This window comes from Psychrobacter sp. CX90 (assembly GCF_057396305.2).
Genome location: NZ_CM182008.1, coordinates 499,531 through 513,273, shown reverse-complemented (window position 1 = coordinate 513,273; position 13,743 = coordinate 499,531). Strand labels below are relative to the sequence as shown.

Here is a 13,743-nt window from a genome sequence, read left to right as displayed (position 1 = left end):
GATATGCTAACTCATTGGCAACCATTAACAGCCAGTTAACAGCCGCACAGTTTACCCTCTATGATCAAGTCAGCATTGTATAATGTTATCTAGGATCTGTTGAACATAATATCATAGGTTAAAATATCCTCTTCATCCCCAAAAGGATCAGCCATTTCTGCAGTGCCGCCAAGTATGTTACCTTTTTTATCAATCTCATAGCAAGCTTTGCCGGATTCATCATAGTCCAATGATATAGCGTCTGACTCAATTGACTCACACAACCAAGCCGTCGTATCACTGGCTTTAGTCAATGACCAATGAAACACATTGCGACTCACACGTTCAGCTTTTGTCTCATCTTTATAGACAATCTCATCGGCATAAATACCTTGACTATCTAAAATAGCGTATTTAGGTAAATCAGTATTTTTGACCACTTCAGATATAGCACTATCAGCAGTTTTAGCCCCCTTATAACGATATGGCGCAGTATCATAATAAATCGTTGCAGGCATCACGAATAAAGGCTCATTATCTAACAAAAACACCATTTTATAATCTTTATAACGTACAGATTCATTATTAAAAGTTGTTTGTCCTATTTCATCGCCAATCATTGAAATCTGTAGAGTTGTCCCATCTGTCTCAGCCTTGAATGCTATATCAAGTTCCGTCGCAACTTTCTGCAATACTGCTTCAACCGGATAGGTTTCTGCCCCGAGCATACGTTCTGGGTATTGATGAGTGCTGGACGTATCAGGCGTTGTGCTTGCACAGGCACTTAAAGTCAGAGCAGCAATAAGACAGAGACTAAGATTTTTCATAAAAGTTCCTTTTATATAAGATGTAAGTAGTATAAATAGGTCAGTTTAATATAAATTAAATATTGTAACTAATAATCGGTTATATCATTAATATGGTTCTAGCTTTAGGTACCTTGGATATAGCTAACAGCAATATGGATAAGAGCACTATAGGATAGGCAAAATCAGCAATAGACAAATAAGTAATATGAAAAATAAACGCTAAAGCCGCTCTAGATAAATTGCTTTAAACAGGAGCAGAACAATTGACCGACTTTCAAGCAAAAGCATTTTAAACATCAGGATTTCAAACATACAACGCTCTAACATTTCAATGATAAATCAGCGCCACAATCCTTCTGTATGAATCAGACTTTTTTCAATAACAGGATAGCCGCTAAATTCAAGGGCCAGCCCTTTATCATCATGGTTTAAAGTACACACAGCCCCTATTGGAAAACTCTGCTTACGAGCCACATGCCCAAACGGCAATCCAGTATAAACAGGTAAACCTGTCATACGGCGTAACTGTTCTATCACTATACTCATGTCATACCGTGCATCGTAGCTATCCTCACCTATATTACTAAAAGCGCCTAACACAATAGCCTGCTGATTTTTAAAAGTACCTGCCAAGAATAAACCATAAAGCATGCGCTCAATATGGTATGTCTGCTCTCCCACATCCTCTAAAAATACAATGCCGCCCTCAGGTTGAGGTAAATATTTACTGCCTGCCAGTGCAGAAACCACACTTAAGTTACCCCCCCATAGCATTCCTGAGATAGGTTTCGAGCTGAATTCAATATTTTTTTGCAGCGGTAACTCAAGAGTAAGATTAGGCGCAGTAAGAGCATCGACAAAGCCTTGACAACTGATTTTATCAGGCTCAGTTTTGCCAAACTCGCTATATAACATCGGCGCTGATAAGCTACTCATCCCACCTTGAGCTAACAAAGCACATTGTATGGCAGAGACATCGCTAAATCCTGCTAGTATACTGCCCCGATCCTGCATTATTCTGCCTAAGGTCTGCCAGTCGATATGCTCGAGCAATCGTATTGCACCGTAGCCGCCGCGTACTCCCAAGAGAAGCTTCGGGGCCTCGATGGCACCAGTCGCAATATTCTGAAGATCACTCATGCGTTGGCTATCAGTACCTGCAAAACGTAAATATTGACGGCCGGTAATCTCAGGATTTTGTACTTTAAACCCTGCACACGCCAGCCGCTGCAAACTACGCTTATTGCGTAACGCATCAGCACCAGTATTTGAGCTTGCAAACAACCGTGTGGTTATGGTTGGTGATAGGCAGTCTAAAGTTTCTGGCATTAAGGTTGAGGCAAAAGCTCTATGCGTTCCTGTTCCCAATACGCCCATACTAGCAATGCCTATAGAGGTTAGACCTAAAAAATACCTACGGTTAAGGGTCTTTGCTTGATTTTTTTCATTGGCAATAGCTATTTGGGGTTTTTCGTTAACATCTATTTGTTTCTGTTCATCATCTAAGCTATCGTTAAACGATGTCATTATTGAAGAATGTGGAAACAGCCCATTATTTTTTTTATACATATCTGAGTGCCTTAAACCTTTAATAAATAACCTAGACGTCGATAATATACGAGGCATCTATTCTTTTTTTACAGCATAAAACTGGTTAATTTTAGATAGCTATCATTATATCGCCTTAGTTAAAAATAAGTTATAAACTTGTATCATTTCTCGCATCCAAAACACACCCACTGCTGCGCTATACTATAATAGCTATGTGGGTAGGTAGTCCTTGCCACCCAATAGATAAAATAAGTAATACGGCTACCATAATCCTTATCATATTTTTATATGTTTTTTATTAATTAGGACTAATCATGAGTTATACCTTTAATCGTACCTTCCCTCACACTCGCTTACGCCGCCTACGGGTTAATGACAACGTTCGAGCTATGATTCGTGAAGTTGAGTTACACCCCAAGCATTTTATTGCGCCTGTTTTTGTATTAGACGGTGAGAATCAGCGTGAAGCTGTGGCCAGTATGCCGGGTGTTGAACGTCTGTCCATCGATTTGTTGATTGAGCATGCCAAAGCACTACTTAATGAGGGCGTAACTACCGTAGACATCTTTCCAGTTATTGATGCGAGTTTAAAAACAGAAGACGGTAGAGCTGCCTATGATCCAGATGGCTTAGCGTGCCGTGCGGTACGTGCTCTAAAAAAAGAAGTACCCGATATGGTGGTCATGACAGATGTGGCGTTAGATCCCTACACGACTCATGGTCAGGATGGATTGATAGATGAAAGTGGTTATGTGGTTAATGATGCTACTGTCGAGGTCTTAGTTAAACAAGCTTTAGCTCATGCCCGTGCAGGCGCTGACATTATATCGCCAAGTGATATGATGGATGGGCGAATACTAGCGATACGTGAAGCCTTTGAAGAAGAGGGATTTGTGAATACCAGTATTATGGCTTACTCCGCCAAATATGCGTCTGCTTATTATGGCCCTTTCCGTGATGCGGTAGGCAGTGCCGGCAATTTAAAAGGCGGTCATAAAAAACAATATCAAATGGATTTTGGTAACCGTGCCGAAGCCTTGCATGAGGTGGCTATGGATATTAATGAAGGGGCTGATATGGTCATGATTAAACCCGGCCAACCTTACCTAGACTTAATTCGTGAAGTCAAAAATACCTTTGGGGTACCTACCTTCGCCTACCAAGTATCTGGCGAGTACGCTATGCATATAGCCGCCATACAAAATGGCTGGTTATCTGATGCAGTTATACTGGAATCGCTCATCGGGTTCCGCCGTGCTGGTGCTGATGGTATTCTTACTTATTTTGCTTTAGAGGCCGCTAAGCAGTTAAATAAGCTATAACCTAACCTGTAACATTATACTCTTCAACGAGCGGCTTTGCGCAATCGCTGCTTTAATAGCCGAATACTTTCAAATCAGTGACAGTGTTGACCTTGTTTAGCATACTCGTATGGCACGTACACTTGGTTGCGGTTGCCCTTTACTTGAATGAAAGGGTTTCAGCTACTAGTTTTAGACATAAAAAAATCCCCGTAATTGTACGGGGATTTTTAACGCGACCAGTTCTGAACAGACTGAGCTTTTAATGAAATTAATCGTCAATATCCATTACTTTCCCAAACGTTGTTGAATTAGAAACGTTTGACGTAAGAGATGCCATATACCCAAGGATTAATCTCTACTGTACCAATATCAGCACCATTCAACTCTACATCTGGCTCAAGGTCAATATAGCGAGCATCTAAACGAACGGCGTCTGTTGGATTGATTTTGAAGTCAACACCCACATGACCTGCCACGCCCCAGCTATCATCAATCTCTAAGTCATTACCATTACCTAAATAGATACGTTCTTTAAAAAACGTTGTATAGTTTGCACCTACCCCAACAAAGGGCTTAACTGAAGAGTTTAGACCATCAAAATGATACTGTAACGATAACGTTGGTGGCAGATGTTGTGTCTCAGCTTTAATGATATTACCATCTCCATCTTTCAAATCGATATCGTGATGAAATGGCAGAGCTGCTAATAGCTCAACACCAATATTATCTGCAACAAAGTATTCGCCAGTGATTGTAGGACGCACATCAGAATCAACGTCCACAGCCAATGTCCCATTAGCCAATGAGCCGTTACCACTTTCTGGGTCGACATATCCAGCACCCACGCCCACCGTCCAAGTGCCTGCTGTTTCTGCCATTGCAGGGGTTATGCTTAAACCAGCAGCCAGTGCAGCTAATATCAATGCTTGACGTTTAATCATAGTATCCTCAACTTATTTAAATGATAGATAAAGCGCTAAAATAACTGAAATAAGATTAGGCTTAAAAGTTAATAACCAACAGTTAGTTTATTTCTACTTTCTAACTGTCTAGTTTGATTATATTAAATATCCTTAACCTTTGTAAGGTGTTTTAACCAAAAAGATACGACTTGCTAGTCGATTATTGTGGTTGGCTTTTTTAATTTTTCAAATCCTGTTTTTACTTTCTAATGCCTCAAAATTTTTATGAGATGAGAGACTTTAAGGATTATGTATTTATCTGTATAACCACCCGTCACTATGATTTCAAAATTAGTACTTTTCAATTAATGCATTCTAGGTAACAAGTCTCCTAGCTTTTACTTTCCTGTTCATTAGCATTGGTAATGGTGATCACTCATAGATAGTCTTATATAAAGCAGTTGTGATTTCATCTTTACCACCTATAATAACCACTCTGTGACTTATGACCTTTATTTAATAGGCAAAGTTTTACGACTTACTGCAAAGAGCATAGTTTTACCACTCGCTACAATATGAATAGTATAAATAATCAACAAACCATATTTCATCTAGTCAAAAATCAAATTAAAGGTGCACCATGAGCAAGCTCAATCCCAAACAACAAGAGGCCATGACCTATGTGTCCGGTCCCCTCCTCGTTCTAGCGGGTGCAGGCTCAGGTAAAACGTCAGTTATCACGCGAAAAATAGCGTACCTTATCGAACAATGTAATATTCCTGCGGATCGTATTACGGCGGTAACCTTTACCAATAAGGCCGCACGTGAAATGAAGGCGCGTGTTTCCTCTTTGATGCCCAAAGAAAAAATACGCGGACTAACTGTCTCAACCTTCCATCAATTCGGATTACAGTTTTTACGTTATGAGCTGCTGCACACGCCTTTAAAAGGTAATTTTTCTATTATGGATGCCGACGACAGTAAGCGGCTACTGATGGAACTTATGATGCGTGATAATTTATCAGGCGCTGAGAGTCGAGAGCTTGTTGGTAAAGCCATCAAGTTTATCTCCGATTGGAAAAATGACTTGATCGAACCTGAAAAAGCGATGGAGACGCTTGATGACCCTGAAGACATGATATTTGCTACGCTTTATGCGTTATATGAGCGCAACTTGCGGGCTTATAATGCTGTTGATTTCGATGATTTAATTGTTTTACCTGCCAAAATATTGCGTGAGAATACACAGCTACGCGATAAATGGCAAAACCGTATTCGCTATCTACTAGTCGATGAGTATCAAGATACCAACACTGCCCAGTACGAGCTGATTAAGCTTATTGTAGGCCCTTTGGGTAAGTTTACGGTGGTCGGCGACGATGACCAATCTATCTACGCATGGCGTGGTGCACGTCCAGAAAATATGGCGCTGCTCAAAGAGGACTTCCCCAAGCTAAAAGTGATTAAACTTGAGCAAAACTACCGTTCTACCAATCGTATTTTAAGTGCCGCTAACCAAGTCATCATGAATAATGAGCATTTATTTGATAAAGCGCTGTGGTCAGAAAAAGGGCAAGGCGAGAAGATTCGTATCATTAATTGTCGTAATGATGATGATGAATCTGAGCGAGTCGCTAAAGAGATTGTGACTCATAAACTGCGCTTTGGTAACGAATGGGAGCAATATGCTGTTTTATACCGCAGTAACTTCCAAGCGCGTATGTTAGAGGCACAGCTGCGACAACTACAAGTGCCTTACAAACTCTCAGGGGGTCAATCTTTCTTTGCACGCAGTGAGATTAAAGATGTGATGGGCTACTTACGCTTGATACTAAACCCTGAGGATGACAGCGCATTTTTACGTATTGTGAACACTCCAAAGCGGGGGCTAGGACCGGCCACTTTAGAAAAGTTAGGCTTATTCGCCCAAGAGCATAGCATCTCACTACTGGCCTCCTGTACTCATGGCGGGCTTGGTCATGTATTACCAATAAAGGCGTATAGCACTCTTAAAGAATTTGGCGAATTTATTGAGCACTATACGCGCGAGCTTGACCAACACCCCGATCCTGTGCCATTAGTGCGCCAGTTGATCGATGAAACGGGCTATATCGATTTTGTACGTTCGGATTCCAAAACCCCGCAGCAAGAAAAAAACCGGATTGACAATATTGAGGTGTTGTACACCAGCATCCAAGCGCTTATTAACCGTGCAGAAGACGATGATGACAAAACTATTGATGCGGTTATTCGCAAACTGGTATTGCTTGATATGCTTGAACAACAGCAAGAGGAAGAAAATACCAACAAGGTAAACTTGATGACATTGCATGCCGCCAAGGGTCTAGAGTTCGATTTTGTCTACATAATGGGCTTAGAGGAGGAGCTACTTCCCCATCGAAACTCTATTATCGGAGAGACTATTGAAGAAGAACGCCGTTTGATGTACGTAGGGATTACCCGTGCTCGCCGTGAGTTAACCCTAACTTTGGCAGCCCAGCGCCGCGGTGGTGGCCAAATGCGTACAACAACACAAAGCCGTTTTTTAGAAGAGATGCCTGAAGAGCACTTAGATTGGCCAGCCAATGCCAAAAAGAAAAAAGCCGAACGCGACCCCCAAGTTGTTGCTGCTGAATACATGGCAAATATTAAAGCGCTTTTAAAAAAGAAATAAAGGCTTGGTAAAGGCTAAAACTTAACCAAAGATTAATCATGCAAGTCTATAAAAATATTGTAAAATAACCTCAAAATGGCAGGAGTCACTCCTGTCATTTTTATTTTTAACTCATTTTTTCTATCAACTCATTAGGGGCGCGTATGTCAAGCAATTCTGAGCAAACATTCAAGCAAGATATTCCCCCCGAAGGTTATGACCGCGCTGAAGACAAACTCATTTATCTGCAAAGTTTAGTAGCCGATCATGACTTATTATCCATAGCAGAATTTTTAAATGAGCAATCAGAATATGAGATTGCCAACCTACTCGAATCATTCCCTGGTGACGACCGCAAGCTAATTTGGTCACAAGTTCCTGTTGAAATAAAAGGTGAGGTTCTTGCCGAGGTTGAAGGTGATATTCGGCCGTCACTGATGGAAAATATGTTAGCCGGTGAAATTGAAATCCTCGCTGAAGATCTTGATGCGCAAGATATTGCTGAGATTTTAGATACCGTTGATGACAAAGTTCGCACAGAGGTAATGTCGAACCTTGATGATGATATTCGTCTGCAAGTCAACCAATTAAATACTTATGAAGAGTATGAAGTTGGTGACTATATGGATCCAGACACCATCCAAATTAAAGGCAATATTACGTTAGAACAAGTCCAAAAATTCTTGCGCGAAGATGAAGATTTATTAGATGATCAAACTCAAGAGCTGATCGTAGTAGACACAAGCAATCAGTTGCTCGGACTACTAAGCTTAGTTGATTTAATTAAATACCCGCAACACTCTATGGTTGAGCAGTGGATTGATCCTGCGATTACTATTAATGATCGCATGGATATTCAAGATGCGGCCGCCGTCTTTCGTTCATCAGATATTCGTTACGCACCTGTTGTGAATAGCTTCGGTGAACTGGTAGGTCAGCTTAATGCTGAAGACATTATGGAAATTATTCGTGATGATGTTGACAGCACCATGAAACACTTAGCCGGTGTGAGTGATGATGAAGAACTTTTTGCCCCTATTTTACGTAGTGCGAAAAGCCGAAGTGTGTGGCTTGGTATAAATTTATTAACGGCTTTATTAGCAGCGGCTGTCATCGGTCAGTTTGAAGCAGTATTGGCACAAGTGGTTGCATTGGCTGTCTTAATGCCGGTGGTGGCTAGTATGGGGGGTATCTCTGGCAGCCAGACTCTGACAGTAGTCATTCGCGGTTTAGCAATGGGTCAAATCGGGGGATCGAACCGAGTTTGGTTAATGAATAAAGAGCTTTGGGTTGGAGCAATTAATGGGATTATTTGGGCGCTCATTATGGCAGGTATTGCTCAGCTTTGGTTTCAGGATGCCCGAATTAGCTTAGTCATCGGTTGTGCGATCGCCATCAATATGACTGCGGCAAATGTTGCTGGTATTAGTATTCCTTTACTATTGAAGCGTATGGATATTGACCCTGCCCTTTCAGCATCGGTCATTTTGACCACAGTAACCGATATTGTCGGCTTTATGTCATTCTTAGGACTTGCCAGCATTCTAATATTATAGCTTATTACCGATTACCGATTACCGATTACCGATTACCGATTTTAAAGTATGACGTCTATTTTAAGAAAATAAACCTGTCAGTTTTATTTAAGTAACGATTTTTAAAATTTCGCTGATCCATATCCAGATTAAAGCCTTAATCAAAATATTTTTTATCAGATGAGAGAAAACATATGAACTCCGTACAAGTTAAAATCTTAAACTCCAAAATTGGCAACGACCCCGATTTTCCCATGCCGACTCGAGCAACAGATGGCTCAGCTGCGATTGACTTGCGTGCTTGTATTGATGAGGCTATCACTATTAAAGCAGGCGAAACACAACTAATTGGCACGGGTATGGCGATCTACATTGCCGATCCTAATTATGCAGGTATTATCCTGCCACGCTCTGGGCTTGGTCATAAACATGGTATTGTACTGGGTAACTTGGTGGGGCTTATTGATGCCGATTATCAAGGCGAGTTAATGGTTAGCGTCTGGAATCGAAGTGACAGGGATTTTATACTAAAACCAGCAGAGCGCATGGCACAATATATGGTAGTGCCAGTCGTACGCCCTAAGTTTGAGATTGTTGATAATTTTAATGAACTAAGTGCGCGCGGTGCAGGTGGCTTTGGACATTCTGGTAGAAAATAGCCATCGAGTATTTTGCAAAACCAACTTGAAAACACATGTAATTACTAAAAGCACGTGTAACTATTAAGAGTAAGTAAACTTAACGGTTTCGACAATGCTTTTTTTGCGCAATGTATTGGACAGCATACTTCATTCAAAACAGCACTAAAGAAATTGTCTTGTAACTTCAAACACTTACCCCCTTCAAAACGACCCATTTAATAAATAGGTCGTTTTTTTGTTATAGTTAAAGAAGTCTAAAATGGTTACAAGGCAACCGAGTGCAAGTACTACTGGAGTAGGCTTAACGAGGTTAACGCCGTAACCGTTTAGTAGTTCGCTGACTATAGTAAATCAGCATTAATTACCTCCTGTCCTGTATATCAAACAGGTTAACCAATCTTAACGCTTTATACTTTATTAAGTAACACTTTAAAGCTATGATTGAAACTATTCGTTACATATTATGTAGTGTGGGAGAACATTTTGTCATCGCATTCCTATTCGGCTCAACGTGCTTTATTTAAAGCCTATGATATTCGCGGTAAATATACCTTGTTTACCGATGCGTTTGTCTGGGATTTAAGCCGCGTGTTTGCGAATGACTTACTTCTAAAAACTAAGCAAATAAACACTCAGCACCTTACTACTGAAAGCTCAAATACCAAGAGACCCACTGTTGTTATCGGATATGATACACGCCAAGGTAGTCTAGCAATTGCACAAAAATTTGCACATACCTTTAGCCAATCTGGGATAAATGTGGTCTGGATTGGATTGGTTACCACTCCTATGATGGCGTTTTGGGCAAATCAGTATGAAGGGCATGGTTTTATTGCAACGGCAAGTCATTCAGCGAGACATATTAATGGATTAAAATGGCTACTCTTTGGCGAATCACCGAGCAGCTCATATATCGAGCAGCTGTATACTCAATTATCAGATTTGCAAACTGCAACCATAAATAAGAATGCCCCTGCTGATAAAGCGACTGATTTTGAGGCCTTTGAGTATAACTTGCCATACTTAACGGTTCTAACAAAGTCAAAAGTCACTGATGACTATATCAACATGACCGTACGTGCCATTGAACAAGTCCATATCCAATCAGATTCAAATATAACCCCTTCTGACCCGCTTAAAATTGTCATCGACTGTTTAAACGGAGCGACTGGACCTTATGCTCATGCTTTTTTTACCAAGCATCCAAGCTTATGCTCAGAGGTCATTGTGCTTAATGACAACCCAGATGGTAATTTCCCTAAAGGAAATCCTGATCCAACAGAATCTGGACGCCTCAACGAATTGAGTTTGGCAGTTTTAACTCATCAAGCCGATATTGGCTTAGCGTTTGATGGGGATGGAGACCGCTTAATGGTCGTGGACAATCAAGGCAAAGTAATTGCGCCAGATCATCTTTTATACTTATTAGCTCTAGTTGCCCTTGACGGTGTGGAGAGGTCTAATAATCCTCATCACCAAACAGTCATTTTTGATGTTAAGTGTTCACACCACTTGCCCAAGCTCATTGAGAAAATAGGGGCAACGCCCCAAATGACTAAAACAGGCAGCAGCCTAATGCGTAGAGCACTGCAAACGGCAGATAAAACCACTGATAATCAAGCCTTATTTGCAGGCGAGCTATCTGGTCATTTTTTATTTAATGATGGTTATTTTACTTTGCATGATGATGCCATGTATGCCGCATTGCGTTTAATAAACTGGTTAAACTGTAAGCCTAAACACCAATCACATCAGCAATTCATAGCTCAGTCTTTGCATGAGGCACATGATACGAAGCTGTATTCACAAACTCAACCTGAAGCTCAACAGTTACCAAACTGCTTATCCTGCATCATTGAACAACTACCAAATATGGTAAGTACCTCCGATGTGTATTTGCCACTAACCTTTTATAGAGTCAAAAATCGTGTTAATTCATCTGATGACAATGTCCTTTTATCTAGACTTTCAAACTTGTGTCAAACACTAGAAAAGAATTGTTTACCCAATCAATCTCATCATAGTTTTACTGAGCACTGTCAAACAGCTTTAATTAATAAAGCTAGCAAATTTGGACTGCCCAAAAACACCCTCTTAACAACGATTGATGGCATTCGCTTGGATTTCCCAAACGGCTTTGGCGTGATACGTAAATCAAATACCAGCAACTGCTTGACGGTTCGTTTTGCTGGTAACTCCTTATCTGATTTAAAAGACATCCAACACTATTTTGTTATGTTATGTGAATCATTAGACAGTAATTTAGCCAATCATATAGCCAACATTCCCGCAACAGCGTAAAATAGTTTTATTACTTTAAAATACCCCCAAATCATAACCAGTGATAGTCAGACTTACTTAACTACAAAGTTGACTGATAAACAATCACAACCTTTACACATAGGCGCTGTTAAACCTCATAGCCTTTGAATATAAGCCCCTAAATATTAAAGTCTATTAACAGCATACCTTTTACTGAAAGATTTTGATTGAAAAGGTCTTGTTTAATACAGTCTGTAACTCATAAACTCTATAGCTCCTAACTTATATCTCATATAATAAACCGACAATTCTTCAAGATAATAAACAGAGTCTAATATGTCATTAAACCTTGCCGAAGCAAAAACCACTGCCCAAGTTCTTACCACTGCCTTACCGTATATTCAACGCTTTGAAGATAAAATCATTGTCGTTAAATATGGCGGAAACGCTATGACTGACCCCGAACTCGAAAGCTCTTTTGCGCGTGACATTGTGCTGTTAAAAACGGTAGGCCTGCACCCTGTCGTAGTCCATGGTGGCGGACCTCAAGTGGATAACCTATTAAAAGAATTGGGTCGTCAATCAAATCGTATTGATGGTATGAGAGTAACGGACAAACCTACTATGGATGTCGTTGAAATGGTCCTAGGTGGTAGTGTTAATAAGTCTATTGTCAGCCTTATTAATAAACACGGAGGCCGTGCGATTGGACTTACCGGCAAAGATGCGAATCTTATTCGAGCAAGAAAGCTATTGATGAATAAAACTGACAGTGAGGGTCTCTCTACTGAAGTTGACTTAGGTTTTGTGGGTGAAGTGGTTAGCGTTAATAAAGATGTCATTCAAATGTTGATTGCTTCAAACTTTATTCCCGTTATTGCACCAATCGGTGTAGATAATGACGGCAATAGTTACAATATCAATGCCGACTTAGTGGCTGGCAAAGTAGCTGAGTTTTTGCAGGCTGAAAAGCTTATGCTGTTGACTAATATCAAGGGTGTATTGGATAAAAGCGGACAAGTGGTTACAGGTCTAACCCCTAAAAAAGTAGATGCGCTAATCGAAGATGGTACTATATCTGGTGGGATGATACCCAAAATTCAATGCGCGTTAGATGCGGTACGAAGTGGGGTCAAAAGTGCGGTTATTGTGGATGGCCGAGTTCCAAACGCTACCTTACTTGAAGTCTTTACCAATGAAGGTGTGGGGACATTAATTAGCCGTGACCTAAATTCAGAGCTCGTATAGGCTTTACTATAGTTAATAGTTAAAGGCGGTAAGTTTATAAGAAGGGTTGAGGAATGTCTCTCTCTGTTTGGTCACTGATATTTATACTACATAGCCTATTTAGTTGGTGGATAATCGGCTTTGGTGGTGCGAAGTGGGTGGAAGGATGGAAGGCATTTTTTTTAATTGATTGGTTTACGTTAGATTGGAATAGCGAACAAATCAGGTTGTATGTTTTAATTCTTTGGATAGTCAGTTCAGTTTGGTTTATTGTTAGCGTTTTTAGACCTGAGCTAAGAGCATTTTAACCCAGGGCTTCTCAATTACTTTCTAAATAATTACTTTCTAAATAATTACTCCGTTTTGGACATGTCTAAGAGGCAAATGTTGACTCAAAATCCTCTTCTTTAAACCCACAAAGCAAAATAGATTTACCTTTATAGTCTCCTTCAACAATTGGTCGTTTAATCATACTTGTATTATCAACCAATAAGTCAATGGCATCATCCACATTGGTATCAGCTGCTTGTTTTTGTTTCTCAGAAAGCTTCCGCCATGTCGTACCACGTTTATTAAGTACTTTATCCACTCCTAACTTATTTACCCAACGCTCAACGCTTTCGATATCAATTCCCTGCTTTTTATAATCGTGAAATTGGTAAGGCACGCCTATCTCATCTAGTTTAGTGACTGCTTTTTTCATGGTGCTACAGGATTTAATACCATAAATTGTGATGCTCATTACCGCTCCTTTATATTAAAACTCATAACATAATGATATTACTGACATGTTTTAAAAAAATTGAATCCGCCATATCCACCAAAAAAGTAATAAAGATACAAACCAATCTCTCATTATAATTGGCTCATAACATCGCAA

General features: G+C 40.2%; 11 protein-coding genes. 7 read left to right on the top strand and 4 right to left on the bottom strand.

Going from position 1 to position 13,743, the window contains the following annotated elements:
- Nucleotides 1-89: 89 nt before the first annotated feature.
- Together AC2SLN_RS02050 and AC2SLN_RS02045 are read right to left on the bottom strand one after the other, a co-directional pair.
- Complete coding sequence (locus AC2SLN_RS02050; RefSeq protein ID WP_486549535.1) at nucleotides 90-806, bottom strand: hypothetical protein; 717 nt, start codon at nucleotides 804-806, stop codon at nucleotides 90-92.
- A gap of 321 nt (nucleotides 807-1,127) precedes the next feature.
- Nucleotides 1,128-2,357, bottom strand: coding sequence for an LD-carboxypeptidase (locus tag AC2SLN_RS02045; RefSeq protein ID WP_486549534.1), 1,230 nt, complete (start codon nucleotides 2,355-2,357; stop codon nucleotides 1,128-1,130).
- Nucleotides 2,358-2,653: 296 nt separating this feature from the next.
- Here AC2SLN_RS02045 and hemB point away from each other — a divergent pair, with 296 nt between their 5' ends.
- Entirely contained in the window at nucleotides 2,654-3,661 is a 1,008-nt protein-coding gene (gene hemB / locus AC2SLN_RS02040; RefSeq protein WP_486549533.1) for a porphobilinogen synthase, read from the top strand.
- Between the two features lie 290 nt (nucleotides 3,662-3,951).
- Here hemB and AC2SLN_RS02035 read toward each other — a convergent pair whose 3' ends face one another.
- Nucleotides 3,952-4,584: an OmpW/AlkL family protein gene (locus AC2SLN_RS02035; protein ID WP_486549532.1), complete on the bottom strand. Its 633-nt coding sequence runs from the start codon at nucleotides 4,582-4,584 to the stop codon at nucleotides 3,952-3,954.
- Between the two features lie 601 nt (nucleotides 4,585-5,185).
- On the opposite strand from AC2SLN_RS02035, the gene AC2SLN_RS02030 reads away from it, so the two are divergent.
- From AC2SLN_RS02030 to AC2SLN_RS02005, 6 genes are all read left to right on the top strand, one after another.
- Nucleotides 5,186-7,219 (top strand): UvrD-helicase domain-containing protein, encoded by a 2,034-nt coding sequence (locus AC2SLN_RS02030; RefSeq protein ID WP_486549531.1) that lies wholly within the window; start codon nucleotides 5,186-5,188, stop codon nucleotides 7,217-7,219.
- Between the two features lie 143 nt (nucleotides 7,220-7,362).
- Nucleotides 7,363-8,754 carry a magnesium transporter gene (locus AC2SLN_RS02025; RefSeq protein WP_486549530.1) on the top strand — a complete coding sequence of 464 codons (1,392 nt, stop codon included), beginning with the start codon at nucleotides 7,363-7,365 and terminating at the stop codon, nucleotides 8,752-8,754.
- 173 nt (nucleotides 8,755-8,927) lie between these two features.
- Complete coding sequence (dut, locus tag AC2SLN_RS02020; protein ID WP_486549529.1) at nucleotides 8,928-9,392, top strand: dUTP diphosphatase; 465 nt, start codon at nucleotides 8,928-8,930, stop codon at nucleotides 9,390-9,392.
- 465 nt (nucleotides 9,393-9,857) lie between these two features.
- Nucleotides 9,858-11,675 (top strand): phosphohexomutase domain-containing protein, encoded by a 1,818-nt coding sequence (locus tag AC2SLN_RS02015; RefSeq protein WP_486549528.1) that lies wholly within the window; start codon nucleotides 9,858-9,860, stop codon nucleotides 11,673-11,675.
- Nucleotides 11,676-11,972: 297 nt separating this feature from the next.
- Nucleotides 11,973-12,884 (top strand): acetylglutamate kinase, encoded by a 912-nt coding sequence (gene argB, locus AC2SLN_RS02010; RefSeq protein WP_486530139.1) that lies wholly within the window; start codon nucleotides 11,973-11,975, stop codon nucleotides 12,882-12,884.
- A 53-nt stretch (nucleotides 12,885-12,937) separates the two neighbouring features.
- A complete protein-coding gene (locus AC2SLN_RS02005) occupies nucleotides 12,938-13,171 on the top strand; it encodes a hypothetical protein (RefSeq protein WP_486549527.1) in 234 nt (77 codons plus the stop codon).
- Between the two features lie 65 nt (nucleotides 13,172-13,236).
- On the opposite strand, the gene AC2SLN_RS02000 is transcribed toward AC2SLN_RS02005, so the two are convergent.
- A complete protein-coding gene (locus tag AC2SLN_RS02000) occupies nucleotides 13,237-13,605 on the bottom strand; it encodes a Spx/MgsR family RNA polymerase-binding regulatory protein (protein ID WP_486549526.1) in 369 nt (122 codons plus the stop codon).
- Nucleotides 13,606-13,743 lie beyond the last annotated feature (138 nt).

Bases quoted from the DNA above. Each gene is read 5' to 3' on its own strand.
- AC2SLN_RS02050 (WP_486549535.1), bottom strand. From the start codon at position 806: ATGAAAAATCTTAGTCTCTGTCTTATTGCTGCTCTGACTTTAAGTGCC.
- AC2SLN_RS02045 (WP_486549534.1), bottom strand. From the start codon at position 2,357: ATGTATAAAAAAAATAATGGGCTGTTTCCACATTCTTCAATAATGACA.
- hemB (WP_486549533.1), top strand. From the start codon at position 2,654: ATGAGTTATACCTTTAATCGTACCTTCCCTCACACTCGCTTACGCCGC.
- AC2SLN_RS02035 (WP_486549532.1), bottom strand. From the start codon at position 4,584: ATGATTAAACGTCAAGCATTGATATTAGCTGCACTGGCTGCTGGTTTA.
- AC2SLN_RS02030 (WP_486549531.1), top strand. From the start codon at position 5,186: ATGAGCAAGCTCAATCCCAAACAACAAGAGGCCATGACCTATGTGTCC.
- AC2SLN_RS02025 (WP_486549530.1), top strand. From the start codon at position 7,363: ATGTCAAGCAATTCTGAGCAAACATTCAAGCAAGATATTCCCCCCGAA.
- dut (WP_486549529.1), top strand. From the start codon at position 8,928: ATGAACTCCGTACAAGTTAAAATCTTAAACTCCAAAATTGGCAACGAC.
- argB (WP_486530139.1), top strand. From the start codon at position 11,973: ATGTCATTAAACCTTGCCGAAGCAAAAACCACTGCCCAAGTTCTTACC.
- AC2SLN_RS02005 (WP_486549527.1), top strand. From the start codon at position 12,938: ATGTCTCTCTCTGTTTGGTCACTGATATTTATACTACATAGCCTATTT.
- AC2SLN_RS02000 (WP_486549526.1), bottom strand. From the start codon at position 13,605: ATGAGCATCACAATTTATGGTATTAAATCCTGTAGCACCATGAAAAAA.